The sequence below is a fragment of the Jatrophihabitans sp. genome (genome assembly GCF_036389215.1).
GTDB lineage: Bacteria > Actinomycetota > Actinomycetes > Mycobacteriales > Jatrophihabitantaceae > Jatrophihabitans_A.
In genome coordinates, this window is the sequence record NZ_DASVQG010000269.1 from 1 (window position 1) to 16,681 (window position 16,681).

The 16,681-nt window shown below is 71.1% G+C and carries 15 protein-coding genes; 13 read left to right on the forward strand and 2 right to left on the reverse strand.

From position 1 onward, the window contains the following. The 4 genes from VF542_RS15190 to VF542_RS15205 form a co-directional block, all read left to right on the forward strand. Window positions 1–836, forward strand: an 836-nt coding sequence (locus VF542_RS15190) for an FtsW/RodA/SpoVE family cell cycle protein (protein WP_408652540.1), incomplete at its 5' end; no start/stop codon positions are given. A 4-nt stretch (window positions 837–840) separates the two neighbouring features. Then, complete coding sequence (locus VF542_RS15195; RefSeq protein WP_408652541.1) at window positions 841–1,941, forward strand: UDP-N-acetylglucosamine--N-acetylmuramyl-(pentapeptide) pyrophosphoryl-undecaprenol N-acetylglucosamine transferase; 1,101 nt, start codon at window positions 841–843, stop codon at window positions 1,939–1,941. Next, window positions 1,925–3,511 carry a UDP-N-acetylmuramate--L-alanine ligase gene (gene murC / locus VF542_RS15200; protein WP_408652542.1) on the forward strand — a complete coding sequence of 529 codons (1,587 nt, stop codon included), beginning with the start codon at window positions 1,925–1,927 and terminating at the stop codon, window positions 3,509–3,511. Before VF542_RS15195 ends, murC begins: the two co-directional genes overlap by 17 nt. Then, window positions 3,508–4,272 (forward strand): cell division protein FtsQ/DivIB, encoded by a 765-nt coding sequence (locus VF542_RS15205; RefSeq protein ID WP_408652543.1) that lies wholly within the window; start codon window positions 3,508–3,510, stop codon window positions 4,270–4,272. The genes murC and VF542_RS15205 overlap by 4 nt, the downstream gene beginning before the upstream one ends. Window positions 4,273–4,391: 119 nt before the next feature. Here the strand turns inward: VF542_RS15205 and VF542_RS15210 are convergent, their stop codons facing one another. Beyond that, window positions 4,392–4,739: a hypothetical protein gene (locus VF542_RS15210; RefSeq protein WP_408652544.1), complete on the reverse strand. Its 348-nt coding sequence runs from the start codon at window positions 4,737–4,739 to the stop codon at window positions 4,392–4,394. Between the two features lie 322 nt (window positions 4,740–5,061). On the opposite strand from VF542_RS15210, the gene ftsZ reads away from it, so the two are divergent. From ftsZ to VF542_RS15240, 6 genes are all read left to right on the forward strand, one after another. Beyond that, a complete protein-coding gene (gene ftsZ / locus VF542_RS15215; protein WP_408652545.1) occupies window positions 5,062–6,267 on the forward strand; it encodes a cell division protein FtsZ in 1,206 nt (401 codons plus the stop codon). Between the two features lie 15 nt (window positions 6,268–6,282). Next, window positions 6,283–7,011, forward strand: a complete 729-nt coding sequence (locus VF542_RS15220; RefSeq protein WP_408652546.1) for a YggS family pyridoxal phosphate-dependent enzyme — start codon at window positions 6,283–6,285, stop codon at window positions 7,009–7,011. 43 nt (window positions 7,012–7,054) lie between these two features. Continuing rightward, window positions 7,055–7,546, forward strand: coding sequence for a cell division protein SepF (locus tag VF542_RS15225; RefSeq protein WP_408652547.1), 492 nt, complete (start codon window positions 7,055–7,057; stop codon window positions 7,544–7,546). Window positions 7,547–7,587: 41 nt separating this feature from the next. After that, a complete protein-coding gene (locus tag VF542_RS15230; protein ID WP_408652548.1) occupies window positions 7,588–7,881 on the forward strand; it encodes a YggT family protein in 294 nt (97 codons plus the stop codon). Window positions 7,882–8,107: 226 nt separating this feature from the next. Then, window positions 8,108–9,019 (forward strand): DivIVA domain-containing protein, encoded by a 912-nt coding sequence (locus VF542_RS15235; protein ID WP_408652549.1) that lies wholly within the window; start codon window positions 8,108–8,110, stop codon window positions 9,017–9,019. 112 nt (window positions 9,020–9,131) lie between these two features. Next, a complete protein-coding gene (locus VF542_RS15240) occupies window positions 9,132–9,860 on the forward strand; it encodes a hypothetical protein (protein WP_408652550.1) in 729 nt (242 codons plus the stop codon). A 103-nt stretch (window positions 9,861–9,963) separates the two neighbouring features. On the opposite strand, the gene ileS is transcribed toward VF542_RS15240, so the two are convergent. After that, complete coding sequence (gene ileS / locus VF542_RS15245; RefSeq protein WP_408652551.1) at window positions 9,964–13,107, reverse strand: isoleucine--tRNA ligase; 3,144 nt, start codon at window positions 13,105–13,107, stop codon at window positions 9,964–9,966. Between the two features lie 544 nt (window positions 13,108–13,651). Here ileS and VF542_RS15250 point away from each other — a divergent pair. The 3 genes from VF542_RS15250 (at window position 13,652) to VF542_RS15260 (ending at window position 16,369) form a co-directional block, all read left to right on the forward strand. Further along, a complete protein-coding gene (locus VF542_RS15250) occupies window positions 13,652–14,740 on the forward strand; it encodes a TraR/DksA family transcriptional regulator (RefSeq protein ID WP_408652552.1) in 1,089 nt (362 codons plus the stop codon). A 68-nt stretch (window positions 14,741–14,808) separates the two neighbouring features. Further along, complete coding sequence (gene lspA, locus VF542_RS15255) at window positions 14,809–15,447, forward strand: signal peptidase II (protein WP_408652553.1); 639 nt, start codon at window positions 14,809–14,811, stop codon at window positions 15,445–15,447. Continuing rightward, window positions 15,440–16,369 carry an RluA family pseudouridine synthase gene (locus VF542_RS15260; protein ID WP_408652554.1) on the forward strand — a complete coding sequence of 310 codons (930 nt, stop codon included), beginning with the start codon at window positions 15,440–15,442 and terminating at the stop codon, window positions 16,367–16,369. The genes lspA and VF542_RS15260 overlap by 8 nt, the downstream gene beginning before the upstream one ends. The last annotated feature ends 312 nt before the right edge of the window (window positions 16,370–16,681 follow it).

A 16,681-nucleotide genomic window follows, 5' to 3' on the forward strand; every position in this document is an offset into this window, starting at 1 on the left:
ACACCATCCAGGGGCTGTACGCGCTGTCCAGTGGCGGCATCTTCGGGGTGGGTCTCGGGCAGGGGACGTCGAAGTACGGCTGGGTGCCCAACGCCAACACCGATTACGTCTTCGCGGTCATCGGCGAGGAGCTCGGCCTGCTCGGCTGCATGGTGGTGCTCGGGCTGTTCGCGCTGTTCACCTATGCCGCGATGCGGATCGCCCATCGCAGCCAGGACCCGTTCGTCCGGTTGGTGGGCAGCGGCGCCGCCATCTGGATCGCGGGGCAGGCCCTGATCAACGTCGGCTACGTGACCGCGCTGCTGCCGGTCACCGGCATCCCGCTGCCGTTCATCTCCAACGGCGGCACCTCGCTGGTGCTGACCTGTGCGGTGCTCGGCATGCTGGTCTCCTTCGCCCGGCACGAACCCGGTGCCGCCCGGGCCGCCCAGCGGGCCGCCGACAGCGGCAGCACCGCGCGGTGGGTCCGGGCGCTGCGGCTGGGAATTCCGCGGGTGTCCACGGCGCGGCAGGCTTCGACCGCGCGGCAGGCCTCCACGGCGCGGCGGGCTTCGACCGCGCGGCAGGCTTCGACCGCGCGGCAGGCTTCCACGGCGCAGCGGGGCTCGACGGCGCGATCGGCGGGCACCCAGCCCGCACCCACCCCAGCCGCGTCCGCAGCCCCCTCCTCAGCCGCGTCCCCACCAACGCCGCCGGCCTCGTCCGCAGCCCCCTCCGCAGCCACGCCCCCGCCTGCCAGGGCCGCGACCTCGAAACGGCCTGCTCCGGCCGGTCGCCGGCAACCGGCCCCGCACCGGCCACCGGGCCAGCCGGCGACCCGCCGCAAGGGTGCTTGAGGCGATGGGGGCAACCAGCATCGTCCTCGCCGGTGGTCATTCCGCCGGGCACATCGAACCCGCGATGAACGTCGCTGACGCGATCCGTGAGCTCGAGCCCGACGCGCTGATCACCGCGCTCGGCACCGTCCGGGGCCTGGACACCACGTTGATCCCAGCGCGGGGATATCCGCTGGAGCTGATCCCGCCGGTGCCGTTGCCGCGGCGGCTGAACCTGGCGCTGCTCAGGACGCCGAGCCGGGTAGCCGCGGCGGTCCGGGCGGCCGGTGAGGTGCTGGACCGGGTGCACGCCGACGTGGTGGTCGGCTTCGGCGGCTACGTCGCGGTGCCGGCCTACCTGGCCGCCCGGCGGCGCGGCATTCCGATCGTGGTGCACGAGGCCAACGCCCGGCCCGGGGTGGCCAACCGGCTGGCGGCCCGGCTGACCACGCACGTCTACACCGCGACCGCCTCCACCGGGCTGGGCCACGCGCGGCCGATCGGCATTCCGCTACGTCCGGCGATCATCGAGCTGGACCGTGACGGCGAGCGGCCCGCCGCCCGGGCCCGGCTCGGACTGGCCGCCGACCGGCCGACCCTGCTGGTCACCGGGGGCTCGCAGGGTGCCCGGCGGCTGAACGAGGCGGTGCTCGGCGCGCACCGGGCGCTGGCCGAGGCAGGCATCCAGGTGCTGCACATCGCCGGTGCCAAGAACCCGTTGACCGCGCCGGCCAGGACCGCGGACGAGCCGCCGTACCTGGTGCTGCCCTACCTCGACGCGATGGCTGACGGGTACGCCGCCGCCGACTTCGTGCTGTGCCGCTCGGGAGCGATGACCTGCGCCGAGCTGACCGCGGTGGGCCTGCCGGCCGGCTACGTGCCGTTGCCGCTGCGTGGCGGCGAGCAGCGCCTGAACGCCGAGCCGATCGTCGCGGCCGGTGGCGGCCTGATGGTGGCGGATGAGGACTGCGACCCGGCCTGGGTTGCCCACAACGTGACCGCGGTGCTCACCGACCCGCCCCGGCTGGCCGCGATGGCCGCCGCCGCGCGCCGCGCGGGCAACCGGGACGCGGCCGCGGTGCTCGCCCGCAGCGTGCTGGAAGTGGCTCATGACCACAACGCCTGAGCCTGCCGACCGGACTGAGCCGAGCAACCCGGCGGTGCGGTCCCAGGCCGGCTATGCCCGGCCGGAGGGCTGGGCGGCACCCGGCGCCGCGCTGGTGGCCACGGCGGCCACCGAGGTGGTGCCGCCGGCCGCCGAGCTGGGCCGGGTGCACATCATGGGCATCGCGGGTTCGGGAATGAGCAGTCTGGCCCGGATCATGCTCGCCCGGGGCGTGCCGGTGACCGGCTGCGAGAGCCGGGAGTCGGTGACCGTGGGGCAGCTGCGCGAACTCGGTGCCGATATCTCGATCGGGCATTCGGTGCGGCACCTGGACTCCTGCGACACGCTGGTCTACACCACCGCGATCGACCCCGCCAACGTCGAACTGGTCACCGGCCGCGAGCGCGGGCTGCGGGTGCTCCGGCGGGCTACCGCGCTGGCGGCGATGATCAGTGGCAGCCGCTGCGTCGCGGTCGCGGGCACCCACGGCAAGACCACCACCACCTCACTGCTGGCCACTGCCGCGCTGGCCGCCGGGCTCGATCCGTCCTTCGCGATCGGGGCGAACCTGGGCGGTGCCGGGGTGAACGGGCGGGCCGGCAGCGACGACTTGTTCCTCGTCGAGGCCGACGAGAGCGACGGCTCGTTCCTGCTGCTGTGGCCCGAGATCGCGGTGGTCACCAACGTCGAGGCCGATCACCTGGAGAACCACGGCGACCTCGAAGGCGTCTTCCGGGCCTTCGAGCAGTTCGTCGACCGGATCTCCCCGGGCGGGCTGCTGCTGTACTGCGCCGATGACCCCGGTGCCAGCCGGCTGGCCGGCTATGCCCGAGAACGTGATGCCCGGGAACGCGATGCCCAAGACCGCGATGCCCGTGGCAGGGGCGTCCGGGTCCGCGGCTACGGAACCGGGCCGGAGGCCGACATCCGGGTCTCGGACATCCGCGAGCTGCCGGACGCGGTGGAGTTCACCGTGCACGGCGTTGCCGAAACCCCGGTCGACGTCCGGCTCGGGTCGCTGGTCGGACGGCACATGGCACTCAACGCGAGCGCCGCGCTCGCGGTGGCGGTCGAACTCGGGCTGCCGGTGCCACAGGTCGCCGGCAGCTGGCGTGGCTTCGCCGGCGTGCAGCGCCGCTTCGAGCTTCACGGTGTGGCGGCCGGAGTGCGGGTGTATGATGACTATGCCCACCATCCGACAGAGGTGCGTGCCCAGCTCGGCGCTGCCCGCGGGGTGCTGGCCGGGTCCGGGCGGCTGATCGCGATCTTCCAGCCCGGGACGTACAGCCGGACCCAGACGTTCGCCGCGGAATTCGGCCAGGCGATGGCGCTGGCCGACATCGCCGTCGTGATGGACATCTTCCCGGCACGGGAGCGGCCCATTCCGGGAGTGACCGGCGAGCTGATCGCCGAGCAGGTCCCGCTGCCTGCCGCTCAGGTGATGTACGAGCCCGACTGGCACGCGGTCGCGGCCCGGGTCGCGGCGCTGGCCGAGCCCGGTGACCTGGTGCTGACGATGGGGATCGGCGACGTGCACCTGCTGTGCGCCGACATCCTCGCTGAACTCACCCGACGGGCGGCGACTCGATGACCGGCGACTTGATGACCAGCAACCCGATAGGCGGCGACTCGGTGGGCGGTGACTCGGTAGGCGGCGGCCGGTCCGGTCGGCTGGCATCGATCCGGCCGGCACGGTGGTGGTACTGGTGCGCGGCGGTGCTGGTGCTCGCGCTGCTGGCGTGGCTGGTGGCCTTCTCCAGCGTGCTGGGGGTGCGCACGGTGAACGTGGTCGGGGCCCGGACGGTGACCGCGGAGCAGCTCCGCGCCGCGGCCGGCATCCGCGCCGGCACGCCGCTGGCCCGGCTTGATCTCGGCGCCATCAGCTCCCGGGTGGGCGCGGTGGCACCGGTGCGCACCGTCACGGTGAGCAGGTCCTATCCGGCCAGCGTGACGATCCGGATCACTGAGCGGGTGGCGATCGGCTACCGGCCGGTCGACGGGGGACAGGCGCAGCTCGTCGACGGTGACAACGTGGCCTTCCGCACCGTGAGATCCGCACCGGCCGGCCTGCCGCGGCTGCTGGTGCCGGCCTCCGGCGCGTCATCGGCGGCAGCGGCGGCGGTCGCGGCGGCGCTGCCTGGCAAGATCCTTAAGTCCCTCAGCTCGATCTCGGCGCCGAGCGCCGAGTCGGTCACGTTGACCTTGCGGGACGGGCGGATCGTGCTGTGGGGCGGCGTCGACCGCAGCGCCGACAAGGCCCGGCTGCTCACGGCGCTGCTCGGCCAGCCTGGTCGCTACTTCGACCTCAGCGATCCCAGCGCGGTGACCAGCCGAGGCACCTCCGGCAACTGACGACCGCGCTGAGGCAGACCCGTCGGGCGGAGCCGGCTCCCTGCGTCGGCCGCGGCCTAGCGGGACTGGCGGCCTAGCGGGACTGGCGGCTTAACGGGACTGGCGGCCCAGCGGGGCTGCTAGTCAACCGGGACGGGATAGCCGACCTCGATCGTCACGCGGTTGAAGTCCACGTAGTCGAAGCCGGCCGAGACCGTAGAGGTGCCACCCCAAGGCGCCCACTGTCCATACACGGGGGTCGAGCCACAACCACTGGAGTCGCTCGTACACACATACGTCTTGACGCGGAACTGCGTTCCACCCGGCTGCGTCGGGCAGCTCACGCTGACCCAGTGGTGATCGGACGGAATCGTCTCGACGCATTGGCCGTAGGCGGCGGCATCGCCGGACGTCCACACCAGGCCGACGGCGGCGAGGATCATCGTGGAGGCCACCGTGCCGGCCATGCGTGCCTTGATACGTGCCATTGCGGGCTCCTCGGAAGCGGCGATAGGGAAGTAAATGTGACATTGCAGTCAATTGCCTGTCAAGGCTCAGCATCCGGTCAAAAACTGCTGCTCCGGGCGACCCGCAGCACGCAGCTCGGCCACGGCTTGCCTGGCCGTCCCAGACTTCGCCAGCCGTGATTTTCGGTGTGGCGCGGCGCGCCTTCGTGCGGCGGCGGCACGGCGAACTACTTTTCCTGGTATCGCTCAGGTTGACATAACGTTAACGGTCTACTTGAGGGTGAGGGTTCGAACAAGTGCCCGACCAACACCGAAGATCGAAAGCCCAAGCGAAGGACAGCTCATGACCTCACCCCACAACTACCTCGCTGTGATCAAGGTCGTCGGTGTCGGCGGCGGCGGCGTGAACGCGGTCAACCGGATGATCGAGCAGGGCCTGAAGGGCGTGGAGTTCATCGCGGTGAACACCGACGCACAGGCGTTGCTGATGTCCGATGCCGACGTCAAGCTCGATGTCGGCCGCGAGCTGACCCGCGGCCTGGGCGCCGGCGCGCAGCCCGAGGTCGGCCGCAAGGCCGCCGAGGACCACCGCGACGAGATCGAAGAGGTGCTCAAGGGCGCTGACATGGTGTTCGTCACCGCGGGTGAGGGCGGCGGCACCGGTACCGGCGGCGCGCCGGTGATCGCCAGCATGGCGCGCAAGCTCGGCGCGCTCACCATCGGCGTGGTCACCCGGCCGTTCTCCTTCGAGGGCAAGAAGCGCGCCACCCAGGCCGAGATGGGCATCGAGGCGCTGCGCGCCGAGTGCGACACGCTGATCGTCATTCCGAACGACCGGCTGCTGCAGATCTCGGACCACAACGTGTCGGTGATGGACGCCTTCCGCAGCGCCGACCAGGTGCTGCTGTCCGGTGTCCAGGGCATCACCGACCTGATCACCACCCCCGGCTTGATCAACCTCGACTTCGCCGACGTCAAGAGCGTCATGAGCGGAGCCGGCTCGGCGCTGATGGGCATCGGCTCGGCCCGCGGCGAGGGCCGGGCCCGGGCCGCCGCGGAGATGGCGATCGCCAGCCCGCTGCTGGAAGCCAGCATGGACGGCGCGCACGGCGTGCTGCTGTCGATCTACGGCGGCTCTGACCTGGGGCTGTTCGAGATCAACGACGCCGCCACCCTGGTCGCCGAGTCCGCCCACCCCGACGCCAACATCATCTTCGGTGCGGTGATCGACGACACCCTCGGTGACGAGGTCAAGGTGACGGTCATCGCCGCGGGCTTCGACTCGGGCCAGTTGCCGTACAAGAAGGTGGAGATTCCCGCCCGGCGGGAGCCCGAAGCGCAGCTGGCCACGGTCTCGGCCGGGCCGGTGCTGAACGGGTCCGGGCGCCCGGCACCGTCGTTCGGGCCGAGCGCCGGTGCCACCGCCTACGGTGCGGCCACCTCGGCCGCGCCGGGCGCCGGATCATCGGGTGGGAGCTGGTCACCGACCACCACCCGCAAGCCGGTCGAGCCGGACGAGGAGCTGGACGTACCCGACTTCCTCAAGTAGGCCGGGCCAGCCTCGATGAGTTCGCCGGAGGACCGGCTGGCCGAGTTGCGCGACAACCTGGCCGCGGTCCGGTCCCGGATCCAGCGGGGATGCGCGGCCGCCGGCCGGTCCGGCGAGGAGATCACCCTGATCGCGGTGACCAAGTTCTTCCCGGTCACCGATGCCGCGCTGCTGGCCGAGCTCGGCGTGACCGACCTGGGGGAGAGCCGCGATCAGGATGCCTCGGTCAAGTCGGCGCAACTGGCCGCTCTGACCGGTGTCGCCGTCCGCTGGCACTTCATCGGGCGGCTGCAGAGCAACAAGGCCCGGTCGGTGGCCCGCTACGCCGGCCTGGTGCACAGCGTGGACCGGCAGGGCCTGGCGGACGCGCTGGAAGACGGTGTCCGGCGAGCCGGCCGGGAGGCACTCGACGTCCTGGTGCAGCTCAGCCTCGACGCCGCACCCGCGGCGGAGGGCCGCGGCGGCGGCGCGGCGGACGAGCTGATGCGGTTGGCCGATCGGATAGCAGGATCCGACGTCCTGCGGCTGGCCGGGATCATGGCGATCGCGCCGCTGGAGGGCGATCCCGATCAGGCGTTCAGCCGCTTGGCCGAGGTGGCCCAGTGGTTACGCGAGAACCATCCGGCGGCCGGGATCGTCTCGGCCGGCATGAGCGATGACCTGGAAGCCGCGCTGCGGCACGGCGCGACACACGTGCGGATCGGTACGGCGTTGCTCGGCCGCCGCGAACAACAATTCAGATAGCGTCGGCCCGCAGCAGCGGGAAGTACCTACACAGGAGGACGGAATGGCTACAGCCTTTCGGAAGATGGGCGTCTACCTCGGGCTGGTCGAGGATGACGACTACGCCGACGGCGGCGGCACGGAGTCCTACGGTGCGCTCGCGCGCGATCCGCAGTACCACCGGCGCGAGGTCGAGGCCGCACCGGCGCGGGCCGCCTACGAGGCGGCCAGCCCGGAGGCAGAGGGCTATGACGACTACGACAGCTACGAGCAGCCACCGCAGCGCATCACCACCCTGCACCCGCGTACCTACAACGAGGCCAAGACGATCGGCCTGCAGTTCCGCGCCGGGACACCGGTGATCATGAACCTGTCCGAAATGGACGACTCGGATGCCAAGCGACTGGTCGACTTCGCGGCCGGACTGACCTTCGGCCTGCACGGCAGCATCGAGCGGGTCACCCCCAAGGTGTTCCTGCTCAGCCCGCACAACGTCTCGGTGACGGCGGCCGACAAGCAGCGGATCGTCGAGGGTGGCTTCTACAACCAGAGCTGAAGCGTCAACGGTCCCTACCATGCGGATGCCAGAATGGGTCCATGACGACGTTCTGGGCCGCGATCGGCCTCGCCCTGCTGGTGTTCTACCTCCTGGTGATCGCCCGGCTGATCGTAGAGACGACCCGCAGCTTCGCCAGGTCATGGCGCCCGGCCGGTGCCGCGGCGATCGGCCTGGAAGCCGTGTACACCGTGACCGATCCGCCGATGAAGTTGCTGCGACGGTTGATCCCGCCGTTGCGGCTCGGCGGCGTGAGCTTCGACATGAGTGTGATCGTCCTGCTGATCCTCATCTGGCTGCTGCGCGCGTTCGTGTCATCGCTGGCCGCCGGTTAGCCCGCCGGGACCTGCCGAGCAGGCTGTCAGGGGCAGGCTTCGGCCGTCTTTCGCTACTTGCGCGTTATGACTGGGGCCAGGGTCGCTATCCTGCCTACGCACCGACTCGCGTAGTCGGGGTGATCGGCACCGGACTTCGCAGGGTGCCGCATCTTGCAAGCCTGTCCGTTCGCACTCCAAGGACGGCCCGTCCCAGGGCCTTCCGCACTCCACATGAGGTGACTCGATGCGTTTGACACCCGCCGAAGTCCACAACGTGGTCTTCAAGAAGCCCCCGATCGGCAAGCGCGGGTACGACGAAGAAGAGGTCGACCAGTTTCTCGATGCCGTCGAACTCGAACTCGCCCGCCTGATCGAGGAGAACGCAGACCTCAAGGACCGCTCGTCCGACGGTGGGGCGTCCGCGGACGCTTCGGCACTGACGGCGGCCCGTGAGGAGAACCGCAAGCTCACCGCCCGGATCGGCGAGCTCGAGTCGGCGCTCAGCCAGGCCAGGCAACCCTCGGGCGACCAGAAGGACTCGGCCGCGCTGGCCGCGGCGCACGAGGAGAACCGCAAGCTGACCAGCCGGATCGGTGAGCTGGAGGCGGCGGTCAGCCAGGCCCGGCAGGCGGTCGTGCAGGCACAGCAGGAAGCTGCCGCCGCGAAGAGTGCCGCGCCGGCGGCCGCCGGCGGCGGGGCCGGTGGCGGGATCAACCAGCTCAGCCAGGCGGAGCGGGTGCTCGCACTGGCGCAGCAGGCTGCCGACGAGCAGACCGCCGCCGCCAAGTCGCATTCGGAGAAGACCCTCGCCGAGGCCAAGGCGCACCACGAGCGGATGCAGGCTGAGGCGCGGGCCTTCCACGAGAAGACCGTCGCCGAGGCCCAGTCACGGGCTGAGCAACTGGACCGGGATTCTCGGACCAAGGCCGCCAGCACGCTGCAGGAAGCCGAGCAGCGGGCCAACCAGATCACCAGCCAGCTCGAGCAGCGCAAGGCGGCGCTGGAGAAGCGGCTGGAGGAGTTGCGCACGTTCGAGCACGAGTACCGGTCCCGGCTCAAGAGCTACCTGGAGGCTCAGCTGCGCGATCTGGACACCACCACCACCAAGGCGGAGCCGGTCACCCAGGCGACCGGGTCGGACAAGCAACACAGCTGAGGCCTGGGGTAGCCGAGCGGAACCCTCGCCGCCAGCAGCGAGCCACCCTGCGCCCGGGCGCGTCTGATGTCGCCGCTCGCCGCGTCGTCGTACTAGAGCGGGAGGCCGCGACGTGCAGGTAGTCGTGTTGGTGCTGCTCGTCGCGGGCCTGGCATTGCTGGTGCTGGGATTGATCACCGGCGGGACCGTGCTGGTGGTGGCCTCGATCCTGGCCAGCCTGCTGGCCGCCATGACTATCCTCCGCTACCGCCGCCGGCCGCAGGCCGGTGGCGCCGCGGGCTCGTCCGGACCGGCCGGGACGGAGGAGCCGCAGGCCCGCACGGCCGCTCAGGTCGGCACGGCCGCTCAGGTACCCCGTGCGGGACGGGCGCCGGCATCGGTGTCCGCGGCGCCGCTCCCGGTCGCCGTGCCGCCGGCGCACGCCGCTGAGGAACCAAGCCGGGCCCCCGAGCCGGCCCATGCGGCTACCGAGCCGGCCCATGCGGCTACCGAGCCGGCCCGTGCCGAGCCGCTTCATCCCGAGCCGCTTCATGCCGAGCTCGAAGACTTGGCCGAGCCTCACGACGGGCCCGAAAGCACGGCCGACACCGGCAACAGGACCGAGCCCCAGCCGGAAGACATGGATGTCGCCGAGCCGGCCGAGGCCGACACCGACCCGCCGCTGCGCAGCCGCGGCGATGAGCCGGTCTGGGTGATCGATGGCCGGCCGCGCTACCACCTGCCCGACTGCGCCTTCCTGTCCGGGCGCGGGCCGGTGCCGGTGCCGCTGCGCCAGGCCGTCGAGGACGGTTTCACCCCGTGCGCGCTGTGCGACCCCGATTCCGGCCTGGCCGCCCGCTGAAGCACCCGCCGAGAACCGGCCCTGGTCGCCCGCTGAAGCACCCGCCGAGAACCGGCCCTGGCCGCCCGCTGAAGCACCCGCCGAGAACCGGCTGCCGGCTCGGCTAGCTGGTCCTGGCCAGCCAGAGGTGCAGCCCGAGCTCGTCGTCGCCGGCGGGGAAGAAGCCGTCCGGCTCAGCCGGGGTGCCCTCGGTGACGGAGGTGGCGAGCACCTCGCCCGCCAGCTCGTCCAAGTGCTCACGGATCGCCTGGGCCGGCTCCGGTGACCCGCCGACCGTCCAGTGCAGCGTGATCCGGTCGGTGACATCGAAGCCGGCGTTCTTGCGGGCGTCCTGCACGATCCGGATCACCTCCCGCAGCAACCCCAGCCGGCGCAGCTCGCCGGTGAGTTCGAGATCCAGCGCCACCGTCTCGGGCCCGGAGGTCTCCACCGCCCAGCCCGATACCGGCGCCTCGCTGATCAGCACCTCCTCGGCGGTGACGTCCTCGGCCAGCGACGGCAACCGCATCGTCCCGGTCTCGCGCAGCGAGCGGGCCAGCTCCGCGGGGTCGGCGGCGGTGATCGCCGTGGCCACCTCCTTCGTCCGGGAGCCGAACCGCTTGCCGAGCGTGCGGAAGTTCGGCTTGACCGTGACATTGACCAGGTCCTCGGCGCTGGCGAGTTCGGCAAGCTCGACCACGTTCAGCTCGTCGGCCACCTGCTGGCGCAGCTGCTCGGGCAGGCCGGTCCAGCCCGGGGCCGAGATCAGCGCCCTGGCCAGCGGCTGCCGGGTCTTGACCCCGGACCCGGCCCGCGCGGCCCGGCCCAGCTCGACCACCCGGCGCACCAGCGACACCTGGGCCGACAGCGCCGGATCGGTCGCCGCCGCGGTGTCCGGCCAGGCCGCCAGGTGCACCGAGTCGACCCCGGTGGTCTCGGCGAACAGCGCCTGCCAGACCCGCTCGGTGACGAACGGCACGAACGGTGCCAGCAGCCGGGTCAGCGTGTTCAGGCAGTCGTGCAGGGTCTGCAGCGCCGCCGGGTCACCGTCCCAGAACCGGCGGCGGGACCGCCGGACGTACCAGTTGGACAGGTCATCGATCAGCCCGGACAGCGCCCGGCCGGCCCGTGCGGGGTCATAGGCCTCCAGGGCGGCGTCCACCTCGGCGGCCACCCGGTTGGTCTCGGCCCCGGCCCAGCGGTCCAGGAGGTTGGACTTGTCGCTCGCGGCATGAGGTTCCTGACCCGGCGTCCAGCCGTTGGCCCGGGCGTAGAGGGACTGGAACGAGGCGATCGACCAGTACGTGCGCAGCACCTTGGAGGCGATCTCCTCCAGGTTCTTGTGCCCGACCCGGCGGGCCGACCACGGCGAGCCGCCGGCCAGCATGAACCAGCGCACCGCGTCGGCTCCGTGCCGCTCCATCAGCGGGATCGGCTCCAGGATGTTGCCCAGGTGCTTGCTCATCTTGCGGCCGTCCTCGGCCAGGATGTGGCCCAGGCACACCACGTTGCGGTAGCTGGACTCGTCGAACACCAGGGTGCCGACCACCATCAGCGTGTAGAACCAGCCCCGGGTCTGGTCGATCGCCTCGGAGATGAAGTCGGCGGGGTAGTTCTGCCGGGCCAGCTCGGCGTTGCGGTGCGGCGCGCCGAACTGGGCGAACGGCATCGAGCCCGAGTCGAACCAGCCGTCGATCACCTGCGGCACCCGGGAGAAGGTGCCCGGCACGCCGGGCAGCGTGAAGGTCGGGACGTCGACGAAGGGCCGGTGCGGGTCCAGCTCGCTGAGGTCCTCCCCGGTCAGCTCGGAGAGCTCGGCCAGCGAACCGACGCAGACCAGCCGGCCGGGGTCCTCGTCGTTGCGCCAGATCGGCAGCGGGGTGCCCCAGTACCGGTCGCGCGACAGCGCCCAGTCGATGTTGTTGTCGAGCCAGTCGCCGTAGCGGCCGTGCTTGATGGTGTCCGGATACCAGTTGGTGGCCTCGTTCTGCGCGATCAGCTCGGCCTTGCGGGCGGTGGTCCGGACGTAGAACGAGGGCAGCGCGTAGTACATCAGCGGGGTGTGGCACCGCCAGCAGTGCGGGTAGGAGTGCTCGTAGGCCAGGTGCTTGACCAGCAGGCCGCGCCGGGTCAGGTCCTTGACCAGCTGGTCGTCGGCGTCCTTGAAGAACATCCCGCCGACCTCGGGCACCTCGGGCAGGAAGTGGCCGTCCTTGCCGATCGGGTTGACCACCGGCAGCCCGTACCGGCGGCAGGTCGCCAGGTCATCGGCGCCGAAGGCCGGTGACTGGTGCACCAGGCCCGAGCCGTCCTCGGTGGTGACGTAGTCGGCCAGCACCACGAAGTGCGCCGGGTTCTGCGCATCGCCGATCTCGACGTAGTCGAAGGGCCGGCGGTAGCTCCAGCGCTCCATCTCCCGGCCCTGGTAACTGCCGACGGTCTCGGTGCCCGGCGGCAGCTGTGCGCTGGCCGCGCCTCCCACGAAGGTGACCAGCGTCTGGCCGTCGGGCGTCCGGACGACGGAGTAGGTGACGTCGGGATTGACCGCGACGGCGGTGTTGGACACCAGCGTCCAGGGCGTGGTGGTCCAGATCAGCAGGTCCGCCTGCCCGGCCAGCGGACCCGAGGTCAACGGCAGCCGGACGTAGACCGACGGGTCGACCACGGTCTCGTAACCCTGGGCCACCTCGTGGTCGGACAGCCCGGTGCCGCACCGCGGGCAGTACGGGGCCACCCGGTGGTCCTCCACCAGCAGCCCCTGGTCGAAGATCTGCTTCAGCGCCCACCACACCGACTCGATGTACTCGCGGTTCATCGTCCAGTAGGCGTTGTCGTAGTCGGCCCAGTAGCCCATCCGCTCGCTCATCGCGGTGAACTGGTCGACGTTGCGCTGCACCTCGGCCCGGCACTGGGCGTTGAACTCCGCGATGCCGTACCGCTCGATGTCGGACTTGCCGGTGAAGCCCAGATGCTTCTCGACGGCCAGCTCGACCGGCAGGCCGTGGCAGTCCCAGCCCGCCATCCGGGGCACCGAATAGCCCTTCATGGTCTTGAAGCGCGGGAACAGGTCCTTGAAGGCGCGGGCCTCGATGTGGTGGGTGCCCGGTGTGCCGTTGGCGGTCGGCGGGCCCTCGTAGAAGACGTAGGACGGGCCGCCGGTGGTCTGCTCGAGGCTCTTGGAGAAGACCTTGTGCTCACGCCAGAAGGCGATCACCTCGTGGTCGGTCGCGGCCAGATCCACATGGGCGGGCAGGGCCTGGTAGGCCATCGCGGGACTCTCCTTCGCCGGGACGCCGGCCGGTCTGGGATCAGGCCGGCCACTCGGTGAAGGGACGACAGCGGGTGCTGCCGCGGTACCACCCTTCTTGGCACTCCGGCTGGAATGCCCGCTCTGGGTACTGCGCTCGGTTCTACTCGCGGCGGGTGCCGCTTTCTTCCGAGGCTCGGAGGTGATTTTGCTTTCCGGCGCTCACCGCTGGGCTCACACCATCCCCAGCTCGCTCGTGGCTTGCCACCGGCGCTACTTGTCCTCGTCGACGCCTGCGGATGATTCTATGTCGTCCCGGGAATGAATTTCCGAACCCACCCCACCCGTCCTGGGTAGCTCCATATGTTCGATCGCCAGCAGGGGTTGCGGGGCGATGCGTTTATGGGCGCTGCGTTTATGGGCGCTGCGTTTATGGGCGCTGTGTTTATGGGCGCTGTGTCCGGCGTGCCCCGCTACCGGGCGGAACAGCCAGCCCCTATTCTGACGCCTTGCCAGAGCCGGCGCCGGTCGCCGGCGGCGGGCACGGGGCGAGAGGGGCCGCTGGATGGCAGGCGTGCGAGGACGGATCGATGCGGCGTTGCGGCGAGCCGGTGACGTGTCGGCCGCCGCGGCGAGCAAGGTGACGGCGCGCCGGGCGACCAAGGCAACGACGCAGGCCGGCGCCGGTCAAGCCGCTGGCGAGGTCGGGCCGCCCAAGAGTGCCACCGGGGCGGTGTCCGCGGCGAAGGCTCCGGTGAAGAGGGCGGCGACCAGCCGTACGACGGCGACCAAGGCTGCCCAGGCCGCACCTGCCAAGAGTTCTCCGGCCGCCAAGACGGCTGCCAAGGTGACACCAGCCAAGGCAGCGGCCAAGGCCGCCAAGAGCGCACCGGCCAAGGCAGCGGACAAGGCCGCACCGGCCAAGGCAGCGGGCAAGGCCGCACCGACCAAGGCCGCCAAGAGCGCACCGGCGGCCAAGAATCCGCCAGCCACCAAGAGCGCACCGGCGGCCAAGAGCGCACCGGCGGCCAAGAGCCCGGCAGCCACCAAGGCCGCATCGGTGACCAAGGCCGCGCCTGCCAGCACCGGAGCTGCCCCGCCGGCGCCCGCGAAGAAGACGCCCGCGAAGAAGACGCCCGCCAACAAAGCACCCGCCAAGAAAGCACCCGCAGCCAAGGCGCCTGCCGCGAAGTCGAGCACCACAGCGCCGGCCAGCCAGGTCGTGGCGACCTCGGCCGCGGCGACGAAGGCTGCTGCCGTGGTCAGCGCCGAGCCCGCCGCCCAGAACGGCGCCGATCTGAGCGTTGCCGAGCTGGCCGAGATCCGGTCCCGGTTGCAGGACGAGCTGGCCGAGATGCAGCTGGAGTACGACCGGTCGATGAGCCAGCTCGAGGTAATGCGGCAGTCCCGGGACGGCGCCGGCGACGATCAGGCCGACGCCGGCAGCAACACCTTCGAGCGCGAGCAGGAGCAGTCGATCGCGGCCAACCGCCAGCTGCTGATCCTGCAGATCCAGCACGCCATCGAGCGGATCGACTCCGGGACGTACGGGATCTGCGAGGACTGTGGCAAACGGATTCCCAAGGCCCGGCTCAAGGCGCTGCCGATGGCCACCCTGGACGCCGAGTGCAAGGCGCGGGCCGAACGGCGCTAGCCCAACGGCGCGGGCCGAACGGCGCCAGCCGGTGACGCCGGGATGCTGACCGGCTCGCCGATGCGAGAATGGTCTGCGTGACCGACTACCGACCGGCTGACCCCGCGCAATCGGCCGGCGGGCGGCCACGCACCAAGATGCGGCTGTTCTTCCTCACCGCACTGGCTGTCCTGACCGCCGACCTGATCAGCAAGATCCTGGTGGTCGCCAACATCGAGCAGACCGACCCCGGGATCCGGCTGCTGGGCGGCGCGCTGTACCTGGTGCAGGCGCGCAACAGCGGAGCCGCCTTCTCGGTGGGCACCGGGGCCACCGTGGTGCTGACCGCCATCTCGATCATCGTCATCGCCATCGTGCTGCGGGCAGCGCGCCGGCTCACCTCGTCCCGGTGGGCGCTGTCGCTCGGGCTGGTCCTGGGCGGCGCCGTGGGCAACCTGGTGGACCGGCTGTTCCGGGCGCCGTCGCCGGGCAAGGGCCACGTGGTGGACTGGATCTCGGTATTGGCCAACGACGGTCACGTCTGGCCGATCTTCAACCTGGCCGACTCCGCGATCGTGACGGGTGGCGCGCTGGCGGTGCTGCTCTCCCTGCGCGGTGTCGAGTTCAGCCCGGCACCCGATCAGCGTCCGACGCCCGATCAGCGCCCCGTGGACGAGCCAGCGGGCCTGCCGGACGAGTCGGCCACCGAGCGCCGGTCGCATGACTGACGTCCGGATGCTGCCGGTCCCCGACGGCCTGGACGGCCTGCGGTTGGACGTCGCGCTGTCCCGGCTGTTCGGGCTGTCCCGGTCCGCCGCCGCGGGCCTCATCGACGACGGTGCCGTCACCCTGGACGGGGCCAGCCCGGGCCGTTCGGAGAAGGTCCACGGCGGGTCCTGGCTGGAGATCAGCATCCCCCAGCCGGTGGACCTGGCCGCCGCGCCGCCCCAAGCGGTGGACGGGCTGAGCATCCTGTACTCCGACGATGACATCGTCGTCGTGGACAAGCCGGTCGGCGTCGCGGCGCACCCGAGCATCGGTTGGGACGGACCGACGGTGACCCAGGGGCTCGCGGCGATGGGCCTCCGGCTGTCCACCTCCGGCGCGGCCGAGCGGCAGGGCATCGTGCACCGGCTGGATGCCGGAACCACCGGGGTGATGGTGGTGGCCACCAGTGAGCGGGCCTACACCGCGCTGAAGCGGGCGTTCAAGGAGCGCACCGTGGAGAAGCTGTACGCCGCGCTCGTGCAGGGCCATCCCGATCCGAGTTCGGGCACCATCGACGCGCCGATCGACCGGCACCCGTCCTCGGACTGGAAGTTCGCGGTGGTGGCCAGCGGGCGGCCCAGCGTCACCCATTACGAGACGGTGCAGGCCTACCGGGCCGCCTCGCTGCTCGATGTCCGGCTGGAGACCGGCCGGACCCACCAGATCCGGGTGCACATGGCCGCGCTGCGCCACCCGTGCTGCGGCGACACGGTCTACGGCGCCGACCCGGTGCTGAGCCGGCGGCTGGGGCTGAGCCGGCAGTGGTTGCACGCCCGCTCGCTGTCGTTCGCCCATCCCGGTACCGGCGAGTGGCTGACGGTCGTCTCGCCGTTTCCGGCCGACCTGCAGCACGCCCTGGACGTCCTGGAGGCGCAGGGCTGACCTGCAACCCAGCCCGAGCCCGCCCGGGGTAGCCGGCCGCGCCCTTTGCGACGGCGCCGAGCTTCCGCGCTGCACCCATCCCAACTCTCACCGCCTAACAGCCACCCTTAGTTCGGTAGCAAGGCTAGATCATTCTGGCAGGCTGGCCCTAGGATAAGCCCAATGCTGCGCAGCACCTCATTCTCCTGAGGGGTGACCCGGCCCCAGACGGCGGGCAACCACCGACAGACAACGTCATCGCGGGACGGTATCGGATAGAGCGCGACTACCCAGCGGCACTTCCCGCACCACGATCAGATGTCACCCATCTAT